The 24,732-nt window shown below is 73.4% G+C and carries 22 protein-coding genes; 17 read left to right on the top strand and 5 right to left on the bottom strand.

The genetic code is table 11. From position 1 onward, the window contains the following. Positions 1-151 precede the first annotated feature (151 nt). The 10 genes from ACWD1U_RS05600 to ACWD1U_RS05555 all read left to right on the top strand — a co-directional run bounded on the left by ACWD1U_RS05600 (position 152) and on the right by ACWD1U_RS05555 (position 11,954). Complete coding sequence (locus ACWD1U_RS05600; protein WP_451104682.1) at positions 152-1,147, top strand: DUF3068 domain-containing protein; 996 nt, start codon at positions 152-154, stop codon at positions 1,145-1,147. A 213-nt stretch (positions 1,148-1,360) separates the two neighbouring features. Beyond that, positions 1,361-2,512 (top strand): glycosyltransferase family 4 protein, encoded by a 1,152-nt coding sequence (locus ACWD1U_RS05595; protein ID WP_451104680.1) that lies wholly within the window; start codon positions 1,361-1,363, stop codon positions 2,510-2,512. After that, positions 2,509-3,264, top strand: a complete 756-nt coding sequence (locus ACWD1U_RS05590; RefSeq protein WP_451104678.1) for a class I SAM-dependent methyltransferase — start codon at positions 2,509-2,511, stop codon at positions 3,262-3,264. The genes ACWD1U_RS05595 and ACWD1U_RS05590 overlap by 4 nt, the downstream gene beginning before the upstream one ends. After that, on the top strand, positions 3,261-7,433 hold the full coding sequence (locus ACWD1U_RS05585; RefSeq protein WP_451105028.1) for an alpha-(1->3)-arabinofuranosyltransferase domain-containing protein: 4,173 nt from the start codon (positions 3,261-3,263) through the stop codon (positions 7,431-7,433). Before ACWD1U_RS05590 ends, ACWD1U_RS05585 begins: the two co-directional genes overlap by 4 nt. Continuing rightward, positions 7,430-8,677, top strand: coding sequence for a condensation protein (locus tag ACWD1U_RS05580; protein WP_451104676.1), 1,248 nt, complete (start codon positions 7,430-7,432; stop codon positions 8,675-8,677). Before ACWD1U_RS05585 ends, ACWD1U_RS05580 begins: the two co-directional genes overlap by 4 nt. Next, the gene (locus ACWD1U_RS05575) at positions 8,674-9,417 is read left to right on the top strand and encodes a class I SAM-dependent methyltransferase (protein ID WP_451104675.1); all 744 of its coding nucleotides are present in this window, start codon (positions 8,674-8,676) and stop codon (positions 9,415-9,417) included. Before ACWD1U_RS05580 ends, ACWD1U_RS05575 begins: the two co-directional genes overlap by 4 nt. 15 nt (positions 9,418-9,432) lie before the next feature. After that, entirely contained in the window at positions 9,433-10,338 is a 906-nt protein-coding gene (locus ACWD1U_RS05570) for a hypothetical protein (RefSeq protein ID WP_451105026.1), read from the top strand. After that, on the top strand, positions 10,335-10,556 hold the full coding sequence (locus ACWD1U_RS05565) for a Trm112 family protein (protein ID WP_451104673.1): 222 nt from the start codon (positions 10,335-10,337) through the stop codon (positions 10,554-10,556). Before ACWD1U_RS05570 ends, ACWD1U_RS05565 begins: the two co-directional genes overlap by 4 nt. Then, complete coding sequence (locus ACWD1U_RS05560; RefSeq protein ID WP_451104671.1) at positions 10,553-11,380, top strand: FkbM family methyltransferase; 828 nt, start codon at positions 10,553-10,555, stop codon at positions 11,378-11,380. The genes ACWD1U_RS05565 and ACWD1U_RS05560 overlap by 4 nt, the downstream gene beginning before the upstream one ends. Then, positions 11,346-11,954, top strand: a complete 609-nt coding sequence (locus tag ACWD1U_RS05555; protein ID WP_451104669.1) for a hypothetical protein — start codon at positions 11,346-11,348, stop codon at positions 11,952-11,954. The genes ACWD1U_RS05560 and ACWD1U_RS05555 overlap by 35 nt, the downstream gene beginning before the upstream one ends. A 48-nt stretch (positions 11,955-12,002) precedes the next feature. Here the strand turns inward: ACWD1U_RS05555 and ACWD1U_RS05550 are convergent, their stop codons facing one another. From ACWD1U_RS05550 to ACWD1U_RS05540, 3 genes are all read right to left on the bottom strand, one after another. Continuing rightward, positions 12,003-12,740 (bottom strand): hypothetical protein, encoded by a 738-nt coding sequence (locus ACWD1U_RS05550; RefSeq protein WP_451104667.1) that lies wholly within the window; start codon positions 12,738-12,740, stop codon positions 12,003-12,005. 20 nt (positions 12,741-12,760) lie between these two features. Beyond that, positions 12,761-13,597: a hypothetical protein gene (locus tag ACWD1U_RS05545; RefSeq protein ID WP_451104666.1), complete on the bottom strand. Its 837-nt coding sequence runs from the start codon at positions 13,595-13,597 to the stop codon at positions 12,761-12,763. A 187-nt stretch (positions 13,598-13,784) separates the two neighbouring features. Next, positions 13,785-14,675 (bottom strand): ATP-grasp domain-containing protein, encoded by an 891-nt coding sequence (locus ACWD1U_RS05540; protein WP_451104664.1) that lies wholly within the window; start codon positions 14,673-14,675, stop codon positions 13,785-13,787. A 149-nt stretch (positions 14,676-14,824) separates the two neighbouring features. Between ACWD1U_RS05540 and ACWD1U_RS05535 the strand changes: the two genes are divergently transcribed. From ACWD1U_RS05535 to ACWD1U_RS05520, 4 genes are all read left to right on the top strand, one after another. After that, positions 14,825-15,919 carry a MerR family transcriptional regulator gene (locus ACWD1U_RS05535; RefSeq protein ID WP_451104662.1) on the top strand — a complete coding sequence of 365 codons (1,095 nt, stop codon included), beginning with the start codon at positions 14,825-14,827 and terminating at the stop codon, positions 15,917-15,919. Between the two features lie 259 nt (positions 15,920-16,178). Beyond that, positions 16,179-17,624: an acyl-CoA synthetase gene (locus ACWD1U_RS05530; RefSeq protein ID WP_451104660.1), complete on the top strand. Its 1,446-nt coding sequence runs from the start codon at positions 16,179-16,181 to the stop codon at positions 17,622-17,624. Continuing rightward, a complete protein-coding gene (locus ACWD1U_RS05525) occupies positions 17,617-18,957 on the top strand; it encodes a carboxyl transferase domain-containing protein (protein ID WP_451104658.1) in 1,341 nt (446 codons plus the stop codon). The genes ACWD1U_RS05530 and ACWD1U_RS05525 overlap by 8 nt, the downstream gene beginning before the upstream one ends. Positions 18,958-19,206: 249 nt before the next feature. Then, the gene (locus ACWD1U_RS05520) at positions 19,207-20,244 is read left to right on the top strand and encodes a rod shape-determining protein (RefSeq protein WP_451104656.1); all 1,038 of its coding nucleotides are present in this window, start codon (positions 19,207-19,209) and stop codon (positions 20,242-20,244) included. 33 nt (positions 20,245-20,277) lie between these two features. On the opposite strand, the gene ACWD1U_RS05515 is transcribed toward ACWD1U_RS05520, so the two are convergent. Next, positions 20,278-21,213, bottom strand: coding sequence for an anti-sigma factor RsbA family regulatory protein (locus ACWD1U_RS05515; protein ID WP_451104654.1), 936 nt, complete (start codon positions 21,211-21,213; stop codon positions 20,278-20,280). Further along, the gene (locus ACWD1U_RS05510; RefSeq protein ID WP_451104652.1) at positions 21,210-21,563 is read right to left on the bottom strand and encodes an STAS domain-containing protein; all 354 of its coding nucleotides are present in this window, start codon (positions 21,561-21,563) and stop codon (positions 21,210-21,212) included. The genes ACWD1U_RS05515 and ACWD1U_RS05510 overlap by 4 nt, the downstream gene beginning before the upstream one ends. Positions 21,564-21,749: 186 nt before the next feature. On the opposite strand from ACWD1U_RS05510, the gene ACWD1U_RS05505 reads away from it, so the two are divergent. The 3 genes from ACWD1U_RS05505 (at position 21,750) to uppS (ending at position 24,702) form a co-directional block, all read left to right on the top strand. Next, entirely contained in the window at positions 21,750-22,439 is a 690-nt protein-coding gene (locus ACWD1U_RS05505) for an ANTAR domain-containing protein (RefSeq protein ID WP_451104650.1), read from the top strand. A gap of 218 nt (positions 22,440-22,657) precedes the next feature. After that, entirely contained in the window at positions 22,658-22,792 is a 135-nt protein-coding gene (locus ACWD1U_RS05500) for a hypothetical protein (RefSeq protein WP_451104649.1), read from the top strand. 161 nt (positions 22,793-22,953) lie between these two features. Next, positions 22,954-24,702 (top strand): polyprenyl diphosphate synthase, encoded by a 1,749-nt coding sequence (gene uppS / locus ACWD1U_RS05495; protein WP_451104647.1) that lies wholly within the window; start codon positions 22,954-22,956, stop codon positions 24,700-24,702. The last annotated feature ends 30 nt before the right edge of the window (positions 24,703-24,732 follow it).

The following is a 24,732-nucleotide window of genomic DNA, read 5'->3' as shown; positions in this document are numbered from 1 at the left end:
ACCCCGTCCCTGCCTGTCGCGCCCAGTCTCGACAAGCATTGACACCCCGTCAAGAGCCGCCTACGGTTCCCGGCCCAGCCGCACGCGCACATTCCGCCGCCGTGCCGGCCCCCTCGTACGTCGAGCCGTCCCAAGCCACTGGAGTGCCCGGATGCGCCGTACAACCTCTCCCTTTTCCCTGGTCCTGCTGGGTCTCGGCACGTTCCTGCTGGTGCTGGCGCCCCTGCTCGCCTGGTACGTGCAGCCGCGCGCCGCGGTGAACCCGATCGACATCGACACGACCGCCGTCTACACCGGCCGGGGCAGCGTCTTCGACACTGACCGGATCGAGACGGTGCCCGGCCGGAAGATCACGGTGACCCAGCGGGTACGGGGCGACGTCGAGGACAGCGAACGCAGCGGCAAGGCCGTCTGGGACGTGACGACCACGGTCGACACCGACAAGTCGCTGCCGGCCGCCGACCCGCACGACGCGCTGGACTTCACTCCGCACCGCTGGGTGATGGACCGGAGGACCACCCGGCCCGTGCACTGCTGCGGGGAGAAGCCCTACATCGAGGGCGAGGCGTACCTGAAGTTCCCCTTCGACGTGCAGAAACGCTCCTACCAGTGGTGGGACAACACCCTCGGCGGCACGGTCGTGCTGCGCTACCGCGGCACCGAGAAGGTCCAGGGCTACACGGGCCACAAGTTCACCGGCTCCGTGCCGCCGACGAGGACCGGCACGCGGATGGTGCCCGGCAGCCTCGTCGACCAGCCGGGCAGGCCGCAGGTGCTGGCCGAGGAGTGGTACTCCAACCACGGTTTCGAGCTGATCGTGGACCAGGCCACCGGCCGGGTGATCTACGCGCAGACCGGGCCGAAGCGGACCCTGCGGGCGCCGGGCGGGAAGAAGGACGCGGCCGTGCTGCTGGACAGCGAGAAGCTCTCCTTCACGACCGCGACGCAGCAGGAGGCGGTGCGGCAGGCGAAGCGGGACAGCGCTCAACTGCGGCTGGTGGGCACGACGTTGCCGATCGGGGCGGCGGTGGCCGGTTTCCTGCTCGCGGCGGTGGGTGGTGTTCTCGTGGCACGCGGGCGGAAGGAGCCGGAGCAGCCCGTTTCATCCGAAACAGCCGGTACGCCCCAGCCCACCCTCACGATGTGATGTGACGTCAGCTCCAACAAAGCCGGAAATTGTCACGTCGGTGAGTAGCCGTGGCGAACGTCCGGGCGAAAACTGTCCAACCCCACCCCGAGCACAGCCCGTCCACACTCCCCTCCCAAGAAGAGCTCAGACCCCCCACAGGCAGACTCCCGTCAGGGACGAGCCCACTTTTCCCACGCTGAGTTCCGCACCCCGAGACGAGTTGGAGCACCCATGCCCCAGCACGTACCGTCCACGCTGCGCACCGCGTCCCCCCACGCGCCGCAGCACCTCCCGGCGCTCCCCCCACAACCGCGCCGGATCGTCTTCCTCGCCCATCGCGATCTGGGCAACCCGTCCGCCGGCGGCTCCGAGCTGCTGGTCGACAAGCTCGCCGACGGCCTGACCCGCCTGGGCCACCAGGTGACCCTGCTGTGCGGGGGGCCCGCGGCCTACCGCGACTACCGGGTCGTATCGGCGGGCGGGCCCTACGGGCACTATCTGCGCGCCCGGTCCGCCTTCACCCGGCAGGTCGGCGACTGCGATCTGCTGGTCGAGGTGTGCAACGGGATGCCGTACCTGGCGCCCCTGTGGCACCAGGGCCCGACGCTGTGCCTGGTCAACCACGTCCATACGGATCTGTGGAAGATGCGCTTCGGCGGGCCGCTGGCCCCGGCGGCGCGGATCGGCCGAAGACTCGAACACTGGGCGCTGACCGGGGCGCAGCAGCGCAATCTGCTCGTCGCCGTCTCCTCCTCGACCGCCCACGCGCTGCGTGCGATCGGCGTCGAGCGGGACCGGATCCGGGTCGTGCACAACGGCGTCGAGGAGCCCGGTCCGAGAGCCGAGCGCTCGCCGGAGCCGCTGTTCGTCGCCGTCGGGCGGCTCGTCGAGTACAAGCGGATCGATCTGCTGCTGCGGTTGTGGGAGCGGGTGCGGCCGGTGACCGGCGGCCGGTTGGTGATCGTCGGCGACGGACCGGAGCGCGAGCGGCTGGAGCGGCTCGCCGGGCCCGGTGTGGAGTTCACCGGCTATGTGACGGAAGCCGAGAAACATCGCCTGCTGTGTGCGGCCTGGTTGCTGCTGCATCCCTCCGCGGTGGAGGGATGGGGGCTGGTCGTGACGGAGGCCGCGGCTCGGGAGACGCCGAGTGTCGCCTTCGACGTGCCCGGGCTCAAGGACTCCGTGGCCGACGGTGAGACCGGAATCCTCGCGCGGGGTGAGTCCTCGTTCGCCGCCGCGTGGTGTGCGCTGACCCTGGCCGGGCGGCGTCGGGAGCTGATGGGCAAGGCGGCCCGGGAGCGGGCGGCGCAGTTCCGGTGGGACCGTACCGTGCGGCAGTTCCGGGTGGTGGCCGCGGAGGCGGTGAGGGGCTGGGCTCCGTGACGCCGCCCGTGCAGCGTGGAGGCACGTCGAAGGATCCTTCGGTCCGGAGATCCCTCGCCCTGTTCCGTGCCTTCCTCCACGAACAGGACGATCCCGAAGCGTGCTACTCGCTGCTCGCCCGGGACGCCGTGGATCAGGTCGAGGCCTACGACGGGCCCGTCGCCGGGCGTACCGTCCTCGACGTCGGCGGCGGCAGCGGGTACTTCACCGAGGAGTTCCGGCGGCGGGGCGCGCACGCGTTCCTCTTCGAGCCGGACCCGGCCGAGCTCGGCGAGAAGCCGCCGGACGCGGCCGTCGTGGCCGACGGATACCTGCTGCCCCTGCGCGACGGCGTCGCGGACGTCACCTTCTCCTCCAACGTGCTGGAGCACGTGGCCGATCCGGAGACGTTCCTCAGTGAGCTGGCCCGGGTGACACGCCCGGGTGGGCTGATCTACGTGTCGTTCACCAACTGGCTGTCGCCGTGGGGCGGGCACGAATGGGCTCCGTGGCACTACTTCGGTGCCGAGCGGGCCCGGGCCCGCTACCTGCGGCGCACCGGCAGGCCCGCCAAGCACACGCTCGGCGAGAACCTGTTCGCGGTGCACATCGGCTCCACCCTGCGGCAGGTGCGTGCCCGCGACGACGTCACGGTCGTCTCGGCGCGCTCCCGCTACTGGCCGTTCCTCGCGGAGGCCGTCGTCAAGGCGCCCGGCATCCGTGAGTTCGCCACCTGGAACCTTCTCCTCATCCTGCGGCGGTGTCCTACATGACAACCACGGTCCAGGCTCCCCCACCGGCAGCCGTCCCCACCACCGCGAACGCGGCGGGTCCCCCCGAGGGCCCGCGGTCGCGGCGCTGGCTGCTGGGTTTCTGGGCCGTGGTGTTCGTGCTGTTCCTGGCGGTGCGGCCGGGACGGCAGACGTTCGACACCAAGCTCGGTGTGACGGTCGACCCGGGTCAGTTCCTCGCCGACCTGGGGCAGTTGTGGCACGACCGGGCCGGGTTCGGCGGGATCCAGGACCAGTACGTCGGCTATCTGTGGCCGATGCTCCCCTTCTACTGGCTGTGCGACCTCGTACGGCTGCCGGTGTGGCTGGCGGAGCGGCTGTGGATGTCGCTGATCGTGTCCGTCGCCTTCTGGGGTGCGCTGCGGCTGGCCGAGCGGCTGCGGGTGGGCAGTGGTGCCTCCCGGCTGCTGGGGGCCGTGGCGTACGCGTTGTGGCCGGTGTTCACCACCGTCATCGGGTCGACGTCGGCAGCCGCGCTGCCCGGCGCGTTCCTGCCGTGGGTGCTGCTGCCGCTGACGAACGAGCGGTACGCCGCCCGGGTCGCGGCCCTGCGCTCGGCGCTGCTCGTGCCCTTCATGGGCGGCGTGAACGCCTCGGCGACGCTGGCGTCCCTGCTGCCGGTCGGGCTGTACCTGCTGTCCCGGCCGTCCGGGCCGCGGCAGCGCAAACTGATCGCCTGGTGGGCTCCGGCCGTGATCGTCGTGACGGCCTGGTGGTGGGTGCCGCTGCTGCTGCTCGGGGTCTACGGCGAGAACTTCCTGCCCTATATAGAGACGGCGCGGACGACCACGGACACCATGTCCGCGACCGAGGCGCTGCGCGGTGCCGGCAACTGGGTCGCCTATCTGCACTTCGGTGAGGCGTGGCTGCCCGCGGGGTGGGCCGTGGCCTCCTCCGTCGTCGTGATCGTGTGCTCGGCGCTCGCGGCCGGGCTCGGTCTCGCCGGGCTCGCCCGGCGGGACATGCCCGAGCGACGGTGGCTCGTGCTGACCGTGCTGGTGGCGGTCCTGGTGCTGCTCGCCGGGTACGGCGGCGCGTTCGGGGCGCCGTTCCACGGGGTCGTGCAGGGCTGGCTGGACGGCTGGCTGTCGCCGTTCCGGAACATCTACAAGTTCCAGGCGGGCCTGGCGCTGGCGTTCGTGCTGGGCCTGGCCCACCTGGTGGGCGTGGCCGCCGAGCGGCGCGGGGCCCGTCCGGTGCGCGGCCGTCGCTTCGCCCCGCTGGTCGCCGCCGTGCTGATCCTGCCGGGGCTGCTGTGGCCGTACCTCAACGGCTCGATCCTGAACCCCGGTTCCTTCCAGAAGCTCCCCACCTACTGGCAGGCCACCGCGGACTGGCTGGAGAAGTACTCACCCGACTCGCGTGCCCTGGTCGTCCCGGCGACCGCGCACGGCGTCTACACGTGGGGCTCGCCCATCGACCAGCCGCTCGACGTGCTCGCCGAGTCGCGGTGGGCGCAGCGCGACTACGTCCCGTTCGGCACACCCGGCAACCGGCGGGCCATGGACGCCGTCGAGCAGGCCCTGATGTCCGGCGCCGAAGTTCCGGGCCTGGCCGACTACTTGAGCCGGGCGGGTCTGTACTACGTCGTCGTCCGCAACGACCTCGACCCCGACCAGGCCGGCTATGTGCCGACCGCGACCGTGAAGCGCACTCTCGAACAGTCGGGGTACGAGCGGGTGACGGGGCTCGGGCCGGTGATGACCGGCGGCCGGATCGCGCACGACGCGCCGCTCCAGGTCGAGGGGCTTTATCCGCGGCAGCGGGCCGTGGAGATCTACCGGCCGGCCGGGGACGACGTGATCCGGCCCGGGCAGGCCGGGCTCACCCCCGTCGCCGACACAGCCGTGGTGTCCGGCGGGCCGGAGGCGCTGCTGCCGCTGGCGTCCGAGCTGCGCGGCCGGGCGACCGTCCTGACCGGCGACGACCACCCCGGGCTCGGCACCCCGGCCGTGCAGGTGGTGGGCGACGGGCTGCGGCGGGCCGACACCCGGTTCGGGCTGGTCAACGCCGGTACGTCGTACACGTACACGCGCGACGAACGCAACGCGCCCGACGCCCAGCAGGACCCGGGCGAGAAGCCGCGCCAGATCCTGCCGGCCGAGGGCACCGACCACCAGACGGTCGCCGAACTGCGCGGCGCCCGCTCGGTGTCGGCGTCCTCGTACGGCAACTGGCTCTTCCACCTGCCGCAGTACGACCCGGTGAACGCCTTCGACGGCAACCCGGACACCGCCTGGGCGGAGGGCGCGCCGGACACGCCGGACGGGCAGTGGCTGCGCATCGCCTTCACCGGCTCCTACGACATGCCGTCCTCCTTCGAGGTCACGCCGTTGCCGCAGGAGAGCGTGCGGGCGGCGGCGACGAAGGTGCGGGTGGAGACGGAGAAGGGCTCGAGGACCAGCTTCCTGCAGCCGAACGGCGCGACCCAGCGGATCAAGGCGCCCGAGGGCGCGACGCGGTGGATGAGACTGACCATCGTGGACTCGGTGGAGCGCAGGTCCGGCCTGACCGGCGCGGGCTTCTCCGAGATCGGCCTGCCGGACGTGCAGGTGACGCGACTGCTGCGGCTGCCGACGGACGCGGACGAGGCCACGGCGGCCGCCACCGTCGTCTCCCTGCACCGCGCCTCGGACCCGACCGGCCTGTCCGCGACCGGCACGGAGGCCGGGCTGCACCGCCGCTTCACCACTCCCGCCGCCGGGACGTACGAGGTGAGGGCGAGCGCGGTGCCGGTGCCGGGCGAGGACCTCGACGAGCTGCTGTACGAGGTGGCGCCCGAGCAGCAGGCCCGTATCGTCGCCACCGCCGACTCCACGGCGCGCCTCGGCGCGGGCCTCGCGGCGCGCAACCTCACCGACGGCGACCTGACGACGGCGTGGGTCGCGGGCGACCGGCCGACGATCCACCTGCGCTGGCAGGGCAAGCAGCCGGTCGGCGAACTGGTCCTGGCGCCCGCGGGCGGCCTGTCCACCCGCGCGTCCGAGGTGCACATCAGCTCCCCGGACGGGGCGGCCATCGCCGGCGCGGACGAGAACGGCTGGGTCCGCTTCCCGCCCATCACCACCGACCGGCTCGACATCACGATCACCGAGACGGCCCCGCTGACCCTGCACAACCCGGTCGCCGACGAGGACCTGCGCCTCCCGGTGGGCCTCACCGAGGCGTACATCCCGTCCCTCGACCAGTACCGCACCCCGCAGCCGGACGGCACCCGTGAGTTCTCCCTGCCGTGCGGCAAGGGCCCCGACGTGGCGCTGGACGGCGAGCTGTACCGGACGAGCGCGAAGGGCACCGTACGGGATCTGGTCGAGCGGCGGGGCGTGGAGGTGACGCTCTGCCAGGAGGGGCGGGCCAACCCCGAGGTGCGGCTGTCCTCGGGTGAGCACCGGCTGGAGGGCGGCGACGCGGGCCCGCTCGCGCTCACGGACGTGACCCTGACCAGCGGGACGGTTCCCGAAGCAGCCGCGGCCGGTCGCGAGCTGCGGATCCGGGACTGGCTGGGCGACCGGCGCGAGGTGGCGGTCGGCTCGGGCGCGGCCCAGTACCTCACGACGTACGAGAACTTCAACGACGGCTGGCGGGCCACGCTGAACGGCAAGGAGCTGACCCCGGTACGGCTGGACGGCTGGCAGCAGGGCTGGCGGATCCCGGCCGGGGCGGGCGGCACGGTCAAGCTGTCGTACGAGCCGGCCACGACCTACGACATCGGGCTGATCGGCAGCGGTGTGGGCATCGCGGCACTGCTGGGCCTGGCCGTCTGGCGCCGCCGCGCCCCCAACCCCGACGCCCCCCAGCCGGCCCCGCCGCTGCCCGGCCTGTGGCTCGGCACGGTGGCGCTGACGCTGGTCGGGGCGGTGATCGCGGGGTGGCTCGCGCTGCTGGTCCCGGTGCTGGCGCTGCTCGCCGCGCGGCGGCACGCGCTGCTGGTGCCGATCGCGTTCGCGGCGCCGGCGGGCGCCGGTGTCGCCGCCGCGCTCGGGGCCGGGGAACCGGTGGGCGCGGGCGGGGGCGCGTTCGGGCACATGGCCCAACTGCTGGCGCTGATCGGCCTGTTCGCGGGGCTGGTGAGCCTGCGCGAAGGGCCGTCTTCCGAGGCGCCCACGCAGCGGCTGCCGAGGACGGACACCGGGGAGGGCAGGACCGCATGACAGCACCGGTACGCATCCCGTTCCCGGTGGTGGACGAGGTCTCCCGGCACTGCCTCCGGGCGGAGGAACCGGAGACGGTCCACATCGAGGTCCACCTCCCGGGCCCTCTCGACCGGTCACGTCTGCGCGAGGCGTTCCTCGAGGCGCTGCGCCGGCACCCGCGGATCCTCATGCGGGAGGCGCGGGGGCCGTGGTACCGGCGGCGGTACCAGTGGGAACTGACCGGCGAGCCGGACGTGGAGGTGGTGACCTTCGTCCCGTCGGGTCCGCGCGCGCTGCAGGACGCCCGGACACGGGCCCTGTCGGAGGCACCACCGCTGTCGCTGTCCCCGCCGATACGACTCGAAGTGGTGGACTCGGTCCTCTTCCTCACCATCAACCACACCGCCCTGGACGGCCCGGCCTGCCTCCGCGTCCTGGCCACGGCCGCGGAGCTCTACGGGGGCAGGGACAACGCCCCCGCCGCACCCCCGATCCGTCCCACGGAGCCCCGGCGGGAACCCCCGGACACCCCGACCAACTGGTCACCTCCCGCCCGGGTCGCACCCGGCACACCGGACCCCTCCCCCGGCAACGGCATGCTCGTCACCGAACTCCCCCTGCCCCGCCGCCCCCAGGGCTCCCCCTACACCGTCAACGACCAGCTGATGGTCACCACGGCCCTGACCATCACCCACTGGAACAGGGAACACGGCTCCCGCCCCCGCCCGCTGCGCATCACGATGCCCGTGGACGACCGCCCCCGCGACACCACGATGCCGATAGGCAACGGCACCCGCCTGGTCGAAGTGCCCTTCGTGCCACAGGAGTTGCACGTCGGCGACATGGCCGTGCTGCTGCGCCGCACCGCGGAGCGGACCCGCGCCCTGAAGTCCCTCCCCCGCCCGCAGCTGGGCCACGGCGCCACCCTCCTCACCGCCCCCTGGGCCCCGGTCGCCGCCCGGGCCGCTCTCACCCGCACCCTGCGCAGGGCCGCCGCCCCCTGGACATCGACGACCCTGCTCAGCAACATCGGCCGCATCCCCTACCCGCTGGACTTCGGCGAGGAGGCGGGCCGCGCCCACGCGGTCTGGTTCTCGGCGCCGGCCCGTATGCCGCGCGGCCTGACCGTGACCACCGCCTCGACGGCCGGCCGCCTCCACCTGGCGTTGCGCTGGTCGAAGGCCCTGCTCAGCGACGACGACGGCGCCCGCCTCCGCGACCTGTTCGAGCACTACCTGCACACCACGGAGGTGACCCCGTGACGACGGCCACCAGCACCGGCTCCCCGCCCCGCGACCTGCGCGACTTCTACGAGAACCCGGCCGTCCCCGTCGCCTCCGGCACCCCGCGCAGCCTCCGCCAGGCCCGCATGCTGGCCAAGGCCCTCGGCCCGGCCGGCCGGAACCCCCGGACCGTCCTCGACATCGGCTGCGGGGACGGCACCGCGGCCGCGACCGCCGCCCCGCTCCTGCCCGGCCATCGCGTCATCGGCGTGGACTGGTCCCAGGACGCCCTCAGACGCGCCCGCACCCGCATCCCCCACGCGGTCCGCGGTGAACTCACCGGCGGCGGGCTGCCGTTCGCGTCCGGGTCGGCCGACGCCGTGCTGTTCAGCGAGGTCATCGAGCACCTCGTCGACCCGGACGCGGCAATGGACGAGATCCGCCGGATCCTGCGCCCCGGGGGTCACCTGATGCTGTCCACCCCGAACCTGGCCGCCTGGTACAACCGGGCCCTGCTGCTGGCCGGCGTACAGCCCGTCTTCTCGGAGGTCAGCCTGCGCGGCATCCACGGCCGTCCGGGGAAGGAGGTCGTAGGACATCTGCGCCTCTACACCCCGCGTGCGCTGCGGGAGTTCGTCGCCGCGTCCGGCTTCACGGTCGTACGGCTCGAGGGCGCTCCCTTCCACGGCGTGCCGCGACCACTGCGGCCGCTGGACCGGCTGGCCTGCGCCCGGCCGCACCTCGCGTCGATCCTGCTGCTGCACGCCAGGAGGACGTAGCCCATGTGGTGGGGAGTGGCCGCGGCCCTGCTGGCGAACACCCTGTACAGCCTGGGCTTCGTGCTGGAGAAACGGGCACTCACCTCGCTTCCCGAGGTGAGCATCCGGCAGCCGGCCCGTCTGCTGCGCCTCGTCCTCGGCAGCCCCCTGTGGATCGGCGGCTCGCTCGCCCTCGCCGCCGGTTTCGCGGCGCAGCTCGTCGTCTACCGCACCCTGCCGATCGCCGCCGCCCAGGGCATCTTCGTCTCCGGCCTGGTGCTGCTGGTCCTGCTGTCGGCGCGGCTGCTGGGCGAGGAGACGTCCGGCCGGGAGCGGTACGCCCTGGGCGCGATCCTGCTCGCACTGCTGATGGTGGTGCTGTCGCTGCGCGAGGGCTCGGACACCGTCAGCCAGGACGCGCCCCACCGGCTGGTCCTGCTGGTGTGCGTGCCGTCACTGGCGGCCGGGGTGTGGCTGTACGGCTCCGCGGAGCGGCGCGCCCGCAACCGGCACCGGCGCCCGACGACCGGCGTCGAGTACGGCGTGGCCGTGGGCCTGCTCTACGGCGTCAGCTCGCTGGCCATCAAGGGCGTCTCCAGCCATCTGACGACCAGCGGGATCGGCGACGCGGTCCTGGATTTGCTGAGCTCCCCCTATCCGTATCTGCTGCTGTTCACCGGCGTGTTCGGCCTGGTGATGTCGCAGGCGGCACTGCAGCGCTGCCGGGCCTCGCTGATCGTGCCGGTGTGCACGACCGTGACCAGCCTGTTCACGGCGGTGCTCGGCACCCTGTCGTTCGGCGAGGCGCTGCCGCACGATCCGCTGCGGCTCGCGCTGCGGGTGGCGGGCACGGCCCTGGCCGTCGCCGTCCTGCTGACCATGCCGAAACACGACTCCGCTCCCCAGCCCCCCGCACCAGCCAAGGAGTTGACATCCCCGTGAAGCCCGACGACCCGCTGCTGAAGATCCTGGCCTGCCCGCTCGACAAGGGCCCGCTGCATCTGCTGGCCGAGGAGGCCGGGCAGGAGGAGGCGCTGTACAACCCGCGCCTGCACCGCCGTTACCCGATCGTGGACGGCATCCCGCAGCTGCTGCCGTCCTCGGGCGAGCAGGTGCCGGACGACGAGCACGAGGAACTCCTCAAGAGGATGGCACCGTGACCAGCCTGGCAGCCCGTCTCGCACCGTTCCTGCCGCCCCGCCTGGTGGCCGCGACGGCCCGGGCGCTCTACCCCCGGTTCGAACCGGAGCTGGCCCGCCTCGCCGAGCTGTGCCCGCCGGACTGCGGTACGGCGGTGGACGTCGGCGGCTGGTACGGGCCCTGGACGCACCGGCTGTCCGGCCGGGCCGAGCACGTCGTGGCGATCGAGCCGGTGCCCCGCCTGGCCCGGCTGCTGACCGCCGCGGCCCCGCCGAACGTACGCGTGATCCGTGCGGCGGCCTCGGACCGCCCGGGCATCGCCCGCCTGTGGCTGCCGTCGGACGACTCCGGCGACCGCGGTGTGTCCTCGCTGGTCCGGCGCGACATCCACGGCCGGGCGCTGGAGGTCCCCTGCGTCACGCTCGACGAGCTGGGCCTGCGGAACGTCGGCTTCATCAAGATCGACGTGGACGGCAACGAGCCGGCGGTGCTGCGCGGCGCGACGGGCCTGCTGGCCCGCGACCGGCCGGCGCTGTTCGTGGAGCTGGAGTCCCGCATCCAGCCGATCGCGCCGGTGGTGACGTACCTGTCCCTGCTGGGCTACGACGGCTGGGTCCTGCCCGGCGACACCTGGGTCCCGCTGGCGAAGTTCCCTCTGGAGGACCATCAGGCAGCTGCCTCGTACGTCGTCTCCCACGGCCTGCTCCGCCGCGTCCTGCCCTCCTCCGTCCTCAGGGGTCCGCGGTACGTCAACTCGGTGCTGTTCTTGCCCGACGGCCGCCGCCCCGGCACGGCACCGGTGGGCGACGATGGTTCCCATGCCCTCCGGAAAACGCCCCGCTAGCCCCTTCACACCGCTCGAATTCCAGCTGGTGCTGCTGCGCCGCATGGCCGACCACAACCCCGGCCTGGTGGAGGACGCCCGGCATGAGCTGGGGGTGTCGATCGCCGACATGCGCGAGGCCAACAAGCGCTGGCAGGCGATGGTCCGCTCCCCGCGCTCCCGTCCGCCCCTCTCCCGGTACCGTTCGATCCTCGGCGACCCGGAGTCCCGTACGCCCCGTCGGATCGGCGACCTCGACTGCGAGGCCCTGCACTGGCCCCTGCCCCTCTGGCCGGACCTGCGCTTCGAGGTGCTGACCGCCCCGAACCGCGCGGTGTGGAACGAGTGGCTGGTCCGCGCCCCCGGCACCGAGGGCCCCGGCCTGCGCACCCTGGACGATCTCACCCCCTGGTCCTGCACGGTCGACGAGGCGGCCCGCGCCTTCGCCCCGGCCCGTCCCCTGGAGGGCACGGCTCCGACCCGGTGGGGGCTGGCGTTCACCGCACCGGACGCGCAGGGCGTGCGGCGGGAGGCCGTCGCCGAGTTCACCTGGGGGCTGCTGCAGCGGGTGGCCGTCACCGGCACTCAGGACTGAGGGGTCCTTGCACTATGAGCGACCCGGGCGGGCACAGTGCAAGGGCCCCTAAGGGGCTCCGACCCGGTCGAGGGCCGGGAGGAACTGGTCGTAGAAGGCGTCCTTGAGGTGCAGGGCCCGCTCCTCGGTCTCCCGGAAGGCGTCGGCGGAGCCGTGCCGGGCGAGGAGTTCGCTGATGCGGGTGGCCAGGCGGTCGGAGTGGGTGGCCGACAGCAGGGAGACGGCGGTCAGGGGGTGGGCCTTGGCGTCGTGGACGTAGTGCGGGTAGTAGAAGCGGGAGCGGTTGCCGCCGTCTCCGGCCAGTACGGGTGCCATGCGCTGCCACAGGCACTCGTACTCGACGGACACCAGGACCTCGCCCCAGAACCGCAGGAACGTGAGCAGCCGCAGGTCGGCGTCGTCGTGGCCGCCCGCGTCGGCGATCAGCGCGAAGGCGTCCTCGATGGCCCGCCGGGTGGCCCCCGTCGGCCGGGAAGCGACCAGCTCGGCTCGGCTGACGCCCAGTTGGAGCAGGTCGTCCTTCATGTCCTCGCGGTGCGAGCGGGTGTGGCCGCGGCCGTCCGGGTACTCCTCGCGCAGGATGGCCCGGGCGATCCGCAGACCCGCCTCGTCGGACAGCAGGTCGATGGCCAGGTCGTAGGAGGGCGTGAAGGCCAGGGACACGAAGCGGCGCTGGAGCAGCAGCGCGGCGAAGTCGGTGTCCGCCAGTCGCCCGGCGTTCGCCAGCACGGGGTGCTGCCGGAACCGGTCGATCAGCGCGTCCTCGAACGCGTCGAGGTCTCTCATGTGCGTACCCCTTCCACGGGTCACTGGTTCGTGTCGACCGACCTGCGCCAGTCGTCCAGATCCACATCGCGGCCGATGCGCCACAGCGTGTCCAGTTCCTGCTGGATCTCCTGGCCCATCACGGTGCCGCTGCCCTCGATCTCCAGCTGGGTGGAGTCGATGGCGAGCCGGCCGTGCAGGAAGGAGCTGACCAGGTAGTGCTCGTCGGCCTTGTACACGGCGATCGACGGCAGCGCCTGGTACACGCGCACCTGCAGCCGCCCCCGGTCGTCGTCCCGCACGCTCTGGAAGAGGGAGGCGAAGGTCGACAGGCAGCGGGCGACGCCCGCCTGGACGTCTTCCTCCAGGGCCGGGTCGCGCAGACCGCGCAGGGCCTCGTTGCGCAGGTCCGCGACCGGCGAGGACGGGTGCAGCAGCAGGACCCGCACCCGGACCCGGCGGTCGACGATGGCTTGTTTCAGTGCCGACTCGAACCGGTGCACGTTCGGGATCCACGTCTGCAGGATGGTGACCTCGCGGCCGGCTCCGTTCAGGAAGCCCTCGAACGCCTCCTCGGGAAAGCGCCGGTGCACGCGCACCACACCGCCGTAGCGGTCGTGCTGGAGGTCGCGGGCGAGGGCGTCGATGTCCAGCTTGGACAGCTGGGTGTTGATGTTGTCGAGTGCCTTCAGCCGGTCGATCTCGAACAGCAGGAACAGCGTCACCGTGCTGAGGGTCAGCAGCGTGAGCTTCGGGACGGTGTCGGCGGCTAGACCGTCGAGCAGGTCCACCTGGTCGGCGAGTGTGACGGCGATGCCGACGGTGGCGGTCAGGCCCAGGACGACGCGCTCGGCCCAGTAGCGAAAGCTGCTCCCCATGCCCACTCCAGCGTGTGGCTCGACGGCGTGCGGCTCGACGGTGTCGGCGACGACCGTACCTCGCGACTTTGCGCCAAGTGGGGGATATTCGCCAGTAGTTCGCCCGGATACGTGAGTCGGCCCGGGCACTCCGGGTCTTCGCCGACCGGGCGTTCTTCGCCGGGACGGTGTGCCCCACCCCTCGTGATCAGCCGGCGGCTGCCAGCACCGCCCGCACGACCGCTGGCACGGAGTCCGGGTGCAGATCCAGGAAGAGGTTCGGCTCGATCAGCTCCAGTTCCATCACGCACGGCTCCCCGTCCGGCCCGGTGACCAGGTCCACGCGCGCGTAGAGCAGCTCCGGCTGTCCGGGTACGGCGGCCAGTGCCCGCTCGGCGACGGCCAGTTCGGCGGCCGTCGGCTCCCAGCGCCGCAGGTCGGGGTGGGCGACCTTGTCCGCGTCGTACGGCGTGCCCGGCGCGAGGACGGCGCCCTTGACACTGGCGTGCAGCAGCCGCCCGCCGAAGAACTGCAAGGCCCGCTCGCCCTGGGTGTCGATGCTGGTCAGATAGGGCTGCACCATCACGGTGAACCCCTCGGCGTGCATGCGCTCGACCTGCCGTACGGCGGCGTCCCGCTCCCCGGCCGGGTGGCGGCCGGCGTACCGGGCGCCGGCCCCCGAGGTGGGCTTCACGACGTACTCGTGGTCGGCGGGCAGCTCCAGGGGCTCACCGGGCGCGAAGTACCGGGTGGGAACTGCGGGGACTTCGGCCTCGGCGAGCTGCCCGAGGTACCTCTTGTCGGCGTTCCACCGCACGACACCGACCGGATTGGCGAGCCGGGTCGCCTTCGCGCACCGCTCGGCCCACGCCGTGAACTCCCCGGCCCGCCAACTGTAGTCCCAGGTGGAGCGCAGGAGGGCGAGATCGAACCCGGCCCAGTCCGCCGCCGGGTCGTCCCAGGGGACGGCACAGGCGTCGGCCCCGGCCTCCCGCAGCGCCTCCACCAGCACCGGCAGGTCCCGGTCCTTGTGCTCCCCGCCACCGGGGTCGTAGGTGACGAGCGCGATGCGCGGGGTGCCGGCCACGGGCGACTCCATCCTCGTACGGACGATCGATCGGATTCCCGCCGCAGGCTAACAATCCCTTCAGGAACCACGACACCCCGTTTGACCTTCACCTTCGGTGAAGCCCCAGTATCGGTGGCGGAACGGACGAGCGCGAGGAGCGCGGGACCGCAAGGGGACGTATGGGCATGCTCACGATCGGCGCGTTCGCGAAGACGTGCCGCCTCTCGCCGAAGGCACTGCGCCTGTACGACGAGCTGGACCTGCTGCGGCCCGCCCGGGTGGACCCGGACACCGGTTACCGGTACTACGCGCCCGCCCAGCTGGAGCAAGCCCGGCTGGTGGCCTGGCTGCGGCGGCTGGGCATGCCGCTGGCCGAGATCCGCCGGGTGCGCCTCCTGTACGACCGCGACTCGTCGGCCGCCGCCCGCGAGATCCGCGCCTACTGGGCACGGATCGAGGCGGAGACGGCGGTCCGGCGGGACCTCGCCGCGTTCCTGGTCGATCACCTGACGACGGACCCGCCAGGGCCCGGAGAGGACACCGCCATGCTGGAACTGCGCTACTCCGCACACTCGGACACCGGCCGCGTGCGCCCCGCCAACCAGGACACCGCCTACGCGGGCACGCGGCTGCTCGCCGTGGCCGACGGCTTCGGACCGGCGGGCGCGCCCGCGAGCAGCACCGCCGTGGGGGCCCTGCGCTTCCTGGACACGGACGAGATCCCGGCCGGCGGGGTCCTCAATCTCCTGGAGGACGCGGTACGGGGCGCCGAGCAGGCCGTCCGGGACGTGGCCGACGGCGCAGACGACATCGGCACGACCCTGACCGCCCTGCTGTGGACGGGTTCCCGGCTGGCCCTGGTGCACATCGGCGACTCCCGGGCGTATGTGCTGCGCGACGGCGAACTGCTCCGCATCACCCACGACCACACGATGGTCCAGTCGATGATCGACGAGGGCCGCCTGACCGCCGAGGAGGCCACGTCCCACCCCCAGCGCGCCCTGCTCCTGAAGGCGCTGACCGGAACCGGGTCCCCCGCGGCCCCCGACCTCCGCCTCCACGAGGCCCGCTCCGGCGACCGTTATCTCCTGTGCTCCGACGGCCTGTCGGGCGTGGTCCCCGAGGACCGCATCCGGGACCTCCTCACCGCTCCGGCATCCCCCGACGAGACGGTCCGGTCCCTGGTCGGTGCGGCGAACGCGGCCGGCGGTCCGGACAACGTCAGCTGTGTGGTGGCGTACGTGGTGGAGACCGCGGACCGCGTGGGCGTCTAGGCGCGGAGAACCGCAGGGGTGTCCACGCGTGTGAGGGGTGGGCTCGCCTCGGACCGCGGCGCGGCCGGCCGTTCGGTTCGGAACGGGGAGAGATCGGTGCGATCGGCGACCGAGAGCGTTTCTTCCGGCAGCCGATGGTGTACGGAGGGATCGTGGTGGCGGTCGTGCCGGCGGTGGCACGGCTGGTGATGCTCGTCCCCTGCGGGGGGCAGCCGGCCGTTGCCCCGTGGACAGGCGAACAGCTAAGGAGACGTGACGCGTGACCTCTCTCTTCCCGGCCCTGACCGGCGGCCCTTCCGACCGGCCCGCCCTGCGGTTCGGCGAGCGCTCGCTGACGTACGGAGAACTCGCCGCCGCGGCCGGAGCGCTCACGGGCCGCATCGGCGGGGCCGCGCGGGTCGCCGTCTGGGCGACGCCCACGATGGAGACAGCCGTCGCCGTCGTCGCCGCGCTGCTGGCCGGTGTGCCCGCCGTGCCGCTCAACCCGAAGTCCGGCGAGAAGGAGCTCGGGCACATCCTGTCCGACAGCGCACCCGACCTGGTGCTCACGGCCCCGGACGACCGACTCCCCGCGCCCTTGCGGAACCTCACCCGCGTGGACGTCGACGTCCACGCCACCGGCCCCGCCCCCGAGGACCACGCCGACGAAGCCGCCCCGGCCCTGATCGTCTACACCTCCGGCACCACCGGCCCGCCCAAGGGCGCGGTCATCCCGCGCCGGGCTGTCGCGTCCACCCTCGACGCGCTGGCCGACGCCTGGCAGTGGACCGGCGACGACGTTCTCGTGCACGGGCTGCCGCTGTTCCATGTGCACGGCCTGGTCCTGGGCATCCTCGGTCCCCTGCGGCGCGGCGGGCCGGTGCGGCACCTGGGCCGGTTCAGCACGCAGGGCGTCGCCCGCGAGCTGAACTCCGGCGCGACCATGCTGTTCGGCGTGCCGACGATGTACCACCGGATCGCCGAGGCCGTGACGAGCGACCCGGACCTGGTGAAAGCGCTGACCAGGGCGCGGCTGCTGGTCTCCGGTTCCGCCGCGCTGCCCGTGCACGACCACGGCCGGATCGCGACGGCGACCGGGCGACGGGTGATCGAGCGGTACGGCATGACGGAGACGCTGATGAACACCAGCGTCCGTGCCGACGGCGAGGCGCGCCCGGGCACGGTCGGTGTGCCGCTGCCGGGTGTGGAGCTGCGGCTGGTGGAGGAGGACGGCTCGGAGGTCACCGCCCACGACGGGGAGACCGTGGGCGAGATCCAGGTGCGCGGCCCGAACCTGTTCACCGAATACCTGAACCGCCCCGACGCCACCGCCGCCGCCTTCACCGCCGACGGCTGGTTCCGCACCGGCGACATGGCGGTGCGCGACCCCGACGGCTATGTCCGGATCGTCGGCCGCAAGGCCACGGACCTGATCAAGAGCGGCGGCTACAAGATCGGGGCCGGTGAGATCGAGAACGCGCTCCTGGAACACCCGGGGGTGCGGGAGGCGGCGGTCACCGGGGAGCCGGACCCGGACCTGGGCGAGCGGATCGTGGCGTGGATCGTGCCGGCCGATCCCCACGCACCCCCGCCTCTGGAAGAGTTGGCCGACCACGTGGCCCAGCGCCTCGCGCCGCACAAGCGCCCCCGGGTCGTCCACCACCTCGACGCCCTGCCCCGCAACGACATGGGGAAGATCATGAAGCGGGCGCTGACCCATGGCTGAGCGCCTCTCCGCCCGCGACGTCGTCACGGCCCTCACCGACGACTCCACCTTCGCCGAACTCCCCGGTTCCATAGGGAGCTCGAGGCCCGACGGCCCGCTCGCCTGGCCCGGCTACGACGCCTCCCGCGCCCGTGCCGCCGAACGCACCGGCGAGCAGGAGTCCGTGGTCTGCGGCACCGCCCGCGTCGGCGGCACCCGGACCGTGCTGATCGCGTTCGAGTTCGGCTTCCTCGGCGGCTCCCTGGGCGAGCGCACCGGCGACCGGCTGGAGGCGGCGTACGCGTACGCCCGGGAGCGGCGCCTCCCGATCGTGCCGCTGGTCGCCACGGGCGGCAGCCGGATGCAGGAGGGCATGCTTGCGCTGACCCAACTCCAGCGGGTGTCACGCCAGTCGGTGCTCACCCGGGAGGCCGGGCTCGCCCAGGTCGCCGTCCTGCGGGACCCGACCACCGGGGGCGGCTGGGCCACCCTGGGCGCGGGCGCCGACGTGGTCCTGGCGCTGCCCGGGGCACAGGTCGGCTTCGCCGGTTCGCGGGTGCGGCCCGCGGACGCGGACCCGGCGGCGTACACGGCGGAGGCGCAGGTCGCGGCGGGCGCGGCGGACGCGGTCGTCCGGCCGGAGGAGCTGCGCGAGGCGCTCGCGCGGTGGCTGCGGCTGCTGACGTGCCCGTCCGGCACGCCCGCCCCGCCGTTCGAAGCACTCGGCGACACCGCGGTGTTGCCCGCCACAGGCTGGGACGCCGTCCGGCGCGCCCGCTCACCCCTGCGCCCACGTGCCGTCGCCTACTTGGACGCCTACTTCACCCACCGGGTCGCGATCAGCGGCGACCGTTGCGGCGGCGCGGACCCGGACGGCATGCTGTGCGGCTTCGGCGAACACGCGGGCCGGACGATCGCGTACGCCGCGCAGACCGGGACCGCGACCCGCCCCGCCGGGTACCGCACGGCGGCCCGGCTGATCCGCCTGGCGGACCAGCTCGGCATCCCGGTCCTGACCCTGGTGGACACCCCGGGCGCCGCCAACGACGCCGAGGCGGAGCGGCAGGGAGCGGGCGCGGCGATCGCCGACCTGTTCGGCGCGGTGGCGGCCGCCCGCACCCCGGTCACCACGCTGGTCATCGGCGAGGGCGGCTCCGGGGGCGCACTGGCCCTGGCCGCGCCCGGCAACACGTGGGCCACGCCCGACAGCTACTTCTCGGTGATCGCCCCGGAGCTCGCGGCGGCGATCCTCAAACGGCCGCCGCGCGAGGTGGAGACGACGGCGGACCAGCTCCGCATCCGGCCGCAGGATCTGGTGGAGCTGGGGGTGATCCGGGGGACCGTCGGACCGTGAGTTCGGTGGATGACCCACACGACATCAAGTCCGTCCGTCACCACGGGGATGCCCGACGCGCGGGAAGGACGGTCCCTGTGACGGGGCATGAACCCCCCGTTCGGCGGCGCCCCGGCCGGCCCCCTCAGAAAGGCGGCCCGGGACCCTCCCCCGCACGATGCGAAGGAGGGGCGCCACCCGGCGGCCCGATGTCCGCGAGGCCCGCCGCCTGGCGGCCCCCCACGGTCTGCGCTCTCGGGAGGACCTGCCATGACCGCCAGTCTGGAGCAGTTGCGCCGCTGCCACTTCGCCGTCGACCTGGGCGCGGCCCGCACCCGCGTCTACGTCAAGGGCGCCGGCCTCGTCGTCGACCAGCCCTCCGCCGCCGCCGTGAACACCCGCACCGGAGCGCTGATCGCGGTCGGCGAGCTCGCGGAGAAGATGACGGGCCGCACCCCCCACTTCATCCGGGTGGTCCGGCCGGTCTCCGGCGGCACCGTCGTCGACATCGAGATGGCGCAGCGCATGCTGCGGCACCTGCTCGGCGACAAGATGCGCCGCGCTCTGCGCCGCAAGCCGATCCTGCGCGCCGCGGCCTGCACCCCGCACGACGCCGACCCGCTCGCCCAGCGCGCCGCGATCGAGACCCTCGTCGGCCTCGGCGCCCGCCGGGTGGAACTCGTCGACACGCTGATCGCCGCCGCCGTCGGCTGCGGACTGCCCGTGGAGCAGCCCGAGGCCACCATGATCATGGTGTGCGGGGCGGCGGCCACGCAGGTGGCCGTGCTGTCCCTCGGCTCGATCGTCACCGCCGAGCGCATCCCGGTGGGCGGCGAGGCCGTCGACCAGGCGATCGTGCAGCACCTGCGTCACGAGCACGAGCTGATGCTGCCGAGCCAGTCGGTACGGCCGCTGCAGCTCGCCCTGGCGGGCAACGGCCTCACCCCGCACGGTCCGGCCTCGACGGAGATCCACGGCCGGGACGTCGCCACGGGCCTGGCCCGCTCCGTCCAGGTCGACACCGCCGCCGTGCGGGACGCCATCCAGACGCCGCTCACCGCGGTCCTCGACGGTATCGGCAAGGTCCTGCGGGCCTGCCCGCCGGACCTGGTCGCCGACCTCGCCGACCGGGGGATCATGATGGTCGGCGGCAGCGCGCTGCTGCCGGGCCTCGACCAGATGCTGCGGCAGGCGACGGGCATGCCGGTGCACATCGCCGAACGTCCGGACGTGTGTGCCGTGCAGGGCCTCGGCGCGATGCTGGAGGGCCGGATCGAACCGCTGGCACTGGACCCGCTGGGGGCGTGAGGGGGAGCCGGGCGGTGATCCGGTGCCGGGGCCTCAGCGGGCGAACCAGCAGCGCACGGTCGTCCCGCCGTCACCCCGGTGCACCCGCACCAGGTCCGCGATCAGGTTGACCAGCAGCAGCCCGCGCCCGCCGCGCTGGTCGCGGGGCACGGGCCGGCGCCCGGCCAGGACGTCCGCGAGGTGCCCCTCGTCGCGCACCTCGCACACCACGTACCCGTCCTCGGGCCACACCCGCAGCACACCGGAACCGCCGCCGTGCACCACGCTGTTCGTGGTGAGCTCGGCCGTGGCCAGGGCCAGGTCGTCCAGCCTGACACCGGTGAGACCGAGCCGGGAGCCCTCCCCGACGGCCGCGTGCCGGGCCTGGGGAAGCGAGTCGGAGTCGAAGGCGAACGTCAGTGCGCCCTCCACGGGCGCCAGTGGCTCGTTGTAGCGGGTGACGACGTCCTCGGGCGCGTACGCCTCGCTGTCCCGCTCCGCCCGGGAGCCCGGGACGATGACGGTGGGGTGCGTCGCGTACGCGTCGGCGACCATGTGATCGGGCAGCCGCCCGACGTCGTAGGGGCACAGGATGGTCGCCGGGCGGCCCCGGAAGGCGGCGTTGATGAGCGCCTCGTGCTGGACGCAGGCGGGGTACTCGGTGTCGGAGCGCCCGGCCCAGATCGGCTCGCCGATGATCCGCACCCGGCGGCCGGCCGGCTGGGCGTCGGCGAAGGCGCGCAGCACGCCGGGGATGATCCGCCCCGGGTTGCGTCCGGCCTCACGCATGTCCAGGAGCCGCACGCTCCCGGCGGCGTCGCCCAGGGCGTCGCGGATCAGGGCGAGGTTCTTGCCGGGCACGGCGACCGCCACCGGCTCGCCGGCCTCCAGGCCGTCGAACACGAAGGGCACGGTGCTGTCGAGGTACTCCTGCTCGTCCCGGTAGAAGAGCGCGGGATGCACGAAGGGCTCGGTCACGGCGTCGGTCACGTGCACACCTCGATCCCTTCCTGGTCGGGCCACAGCAGGTCCAGCGTCCGCCGCAGGGCCGCCGGCGGCCGGCGCACCACGAACCGCCGGCCGCCCCGGAGCTGGCCGGCGGCGGCCGCGAGCGCACCGGCGCCCGCGACGTCGACGAACGTCACATCGGACAGCTCCAGGTAGTACACGTCCTCACCTTCACGAACGGCCTCTGCCAGTACGCCTTCCCAGATCGCACGTGTCGTGAGACCGACTTCGCCCGCCGCCCGGACCCCCTGCCGCCCGGCCAGCGGAAATACTGCCAGGCCCGTCACGGGACCCTGGGACCCGGCCCCCGACAGCCGCCGCTGTGTGTTCACGCCCCTCTCCCCACGCTCCTGGACCACTGCGCTCGTACCCGTACGCGACAAGCTCATTCCCTCGAACCGTGTGTAGTACGCCGTGCGGCGGGCAGGCGCACCTCACACCGACGTTCACGGGGGCGAGTGACGTCGTGCAGTCCCGGCGAGACGAACACGACCGACGAGGACCGACAAGGCGGTGACATGACCTCAGCGGCATCATCACATCTCACAGGAGGGCTGGACACCCTGGTCATCAGTGGCCGCGTGGACGCGGATCGCGCCGAGCTCACCCCGCGAGGTGAGCTCGTCCACGGCTGCGCGGAGACTCTGGCCAAAACCCTGGCCGACCTGCCGTCCACGGTCGCGCGGGTCGACCTGGACATGGGGGGCGTGCACTTCATGGACACGGCCGGGCTGCAGTTCCTGGAGGTCCTGGGGGATCACGGCAGGCAGCGGTCGCTGACGGTCACGACCACGAACTGGAACGGCCAGCCGCGGCGGATCCTGGAGCTGGCGGGCCTGGACACGACCGACCCGCTGGCCGGCCCGGTCACCACCGCCCCGGCACCGCCGCCGGCTTCCGCGACCTCGGCGGTCGCCCTGGAGCGCGCGGAGTGCCTGCACGTCCTCCAGGAGGAGGTCGAGCAGCTCCGCCACGCCATCGCCTCCCGCCCGGTCATCGACCAGGCCCGGGGCATCCTCATGGCGACCCACGGCTGCACGTCCGACGAGGCGTGGCACATCCTGCGGGAGACGTCCCAGCTGTCGAACACCAAGCTGCGGGACGTGGCGGCGGCGGTGACGGTGAGCGCGGAGGCGGACGGGCCGGCACCGCCGGCCGAGCTGCGCACGGCGTTGCAGCGGGCTGTAGCGAGGCGCCGTCAGGGTTGAGACCCCGTGGTCCGATCCTGTGGGCGACGGGCCCGCCAGGCACCGCCCACACCCCCGCCGACCCGCACCTCGCCTCTCGCTCGTGTACCACGGCGGTGACCCGGTGGAGACCGCCCCGGCCCGTGATGCCGGCGTCCCGGTGGTACCGCGCGCAGGGCCGGTCCTTCCGAGCCCACCGGGGTACCCGGCAGCCCGCGACGGCGTGAGGAGAGACACCCATGAGCGAACACACTCCGTCCCAGGCCGAAGGCGACCGCGAGGACGACCAGGACACGCCCCCCACTCCCACCCCCTCCCAGGCGGAAGGCGACCGGGACGAGACGGACACGGAAGACGACAACAGCACGTCGTAGGAGAGCAACCGTCGACACACGGAAGGGGACGTCATGAGGGATGCCCGCCCGCAGCGGTCGGCGCGTCGACGCGGGTCAGCCGGCAGGCGGGCCGATCGCGGCGGCGCGGCCCCGGCCCACCTGCATCGGCCGCCGCGCACCGGGGACGTAGTGTCCTGGTTGTGAGCGATGTGTCTGCCGACCCGGCCCTGCGGGCGGCCTACCGACTGTGCCGGCGCCGAACGAAGAACCAGGACCCGGCGGAGTACGCCCTGATCCAGCTGGCCCCCGCCCTCCTGCGCCCGGCCCTGCACGCCCTGTGGGCCGCCGCCAACGCCCTCGACGACCTGGGCGACGACCGCACCGCCCCGGCCGCGGAACGGGCCGCCCGGGTCGCCGCCTGGATCACCGCCCTGCACCGTGAACTGCCCACCGGCACCAGCCCGGACCCGATCCGCCGCGCCCTGGTGGACACCGCGACCCGCTGGCGCCTGGACCTGTCCGAACTGCAGGCCGCCATGGCCCAGGTCCAGGACGACACCCGCGGCCGACGCTTCACCGACTGGACCGAGTGGCGCACCTGGGGCCGGGACAACCTGCTGCCGTGGTTCGGCCAGGTCCGGACGATCTTCGACCGGGCAGGCGTTCCCGTGGCACTCCGCATGGACACCCGGGAGACGTACGAGGAGTTCCTCGACGGCGTCCGGCTCACCGACATCCTCACCGACCTGTCCGCCGACCTCGCCCAGGGCGACCTCCTCCTGCCCGACGAGGCCCTCGACCGGCACCCCGGGGCCGCCGAGGACCTGACGCACCGCCGCTGGAGCCCCGCCGTCGCCGCCCTGGTCACGCACCTGACGGCTCTGGCCCGCCAGTGGGTCGACCAGCCCGGCCTCACCCGCGGCATGCACCCCGGCCCCGCCACGGTCCTGCACACCATGTCGGCCCTCCTCCTCGCCCAGCTCGACGCCGTCGACGCGGCGGGCCCGGCCGTCCTGCGCAAGGCACCCCGCCCCCCGCTCCTCGCCCGGGCCCGCATCCTCGCCCCGGCCCGCACCCGCGCGACGCTGGCCTGGACCCTGACCCCCCTCACGGTCCCGTCCCCACAGGACCCCTCCGCCCACCCGCCCGCCGCGCCCGCCCAAGCACCGGCCGCGACGGCTTTCCGCCGCCCGCCCCCGCATCCCACCGGCGTGCAGCCACCGTCCGTCCCGGCCGCACACCTGCCGACCCACGTGGCTGTGATCATGGATGGCAACGGCCGCTGGGCCCAGCAGCGGGGCCTGCCCCGGCACGAGGGCCACCGCGCCGGAGCGGCGGCCGTCCGCGAGGTGGTCCACGGCGCCCTGGAGATCGGCCTGCGCCACCTGACGCTCTACACCTTCTCCACCGAGAACTGGAGCCGGGACACCGAAGAGGTCGAGGCGATCCTCGGCCTCCTGCGCGACGAAGTGGCCGACAACCCCTTCCAGGACCTCGACGTCCGCCTGCGCTGGCACGGCCGCGCCGGCCGACTGCCCCCCGACCTGGTGGATCTCCTCCACCTGCGGGAGCGCACCACGCGTTCCCGCACCGGCCTGACGGTGACGATGTGCATCGACTACGGCGGCCGCGACGAGATCACCCGTACCGCTGCCGCCCTGGCCCGCCGGGTCCGGGCCGGTCACCTGGATCCGGACCTGATCTCCGAGGACGACTTCGCCCGGCACCTGCCCCACCCGGACATGCCGGACGTGGACCTGCTCTGGCGCACCGGCAGCGAGCAGCGCACGTCCAACTTCCTGCCCTGGCACACGGCCTACGCCGAGCTCCACTTCACCCCGGAGCTCTGGCCCGACACGGACCGCCGCGACCTCTGGCAGGCCGTCACCGCGTACACCCACCGCCAGCGCCGACTCGGGGCCACTCCGGCCGCGGCGGGACCCACGTGACCGCGTCCACGCTTGCGGGGCACGCGTTCT

This window comes from Streptomyces sp. NPDC002788, assembly GCF_053592115.1.
The sequence above is the reverse complement of the archived record's forward strand: the minus strand, read 5'-3'. Positions and strand labels throughout refer to the sequence as shown.

Excerpts from the sequence above, each read along its gene's own strand:
- ACWD1U_RS05600 (WP_451104682.1), top strand. The coding sequence starts at position 152 with ATGCGCCGTACAACCTCTCCCTTTTCCCTGGTCCTGCTGGGTCTCGGC.
- ACWD1U_RS05595 (WP_451104680.1), top strand. The coding sequence starts at position 1,361 with ATGCCCCAGCACGTACCGTCCACGCTGCGCACCGCGTCCCCCCACGCG.
- ACWD1U_RS05585 (WP_451105028.1), top strand. The coding sequence starts at position 3,261 with ATGACAACCACGGTCCAGGCTCCCCCACCGGCAGCCGTCCCCACCACC.
- ACWD1U_RS05580 (WP_451104676.1), top strand. The coding sequence starts at position 7,430 with ATGACAGCACCGGTACGCATCCCGTTCCCGGTGGTGGACGAGGTCTCC.
- ACWD1U_RS05555 (WP_451104669.1), top strand. The coding sequence starts at position 11,346 with ATGGTTCCCATGCCCTCCGGAAAACGCCCCGCTAGCCCCTTCACACCG.
- ACWD1U_RS05550 (WP_451104667.1), bottom strand. The coding sequence starts at position 12,740 with ATGAGAGACCTCGACGCGTTCGAGGACGCGCTGATCGACCGGTTCCGG.
- ACWD1U_RS05545 (WP_451104666.1), bottom strand. The coding sequence starts at position 13,597 with ATGGGGAGCAGCTTTCGCTACTGGGCCGAGCGCGTCGTCCTGGGCCTG.
- ACWD1U_RS05540 (WP_451104664.1), bottom strand. The coding sequence starts at position 14,675 with ATGGAGTCGCCCGTGGCCGGCACCCCGCGCATCGCGCTCGTCACCTAC.
- ACWD1U_RS05535 (WP_451104662.1), top strand. The coding sequence starts at position 14,825 with ATGGGCATGCTCACGATCGGCGCGTTCGCGAAGACGTGCCGCCTCTCG.
- ACWD1U_RS05525 (WP_451104658.1), top strand. The coding sequence starts at position 17,617 with ATGGCTGAGCGCCTCTCCGCCCGCGACGTCGTCACGGCCCTCACCGAC.
- ACWD1U_RS05520 (WP_451104656.1), top strand. The coding sequence starts at position 19,207 with ATGACCGCCAGTCTGGAGCAGTTGCGCCGCTGCCACTTCGCCGTCGAC.
- ACWD1U_RS05505 (WP_451104650.1), top strand. The coding sequence starts at position 21,750 with ATGACCTCAGCGGCATCATCACATCTCACAGGAGGGCTGGACACCCTG.
- ACWD1U_RS05500 (WP_451104649.1), top strand. The coding sequence starts at position 22,658 with ATGAGCGAACACACTCCGTCCCAGGCCGAAGGCGACCGCGAGGACGAC.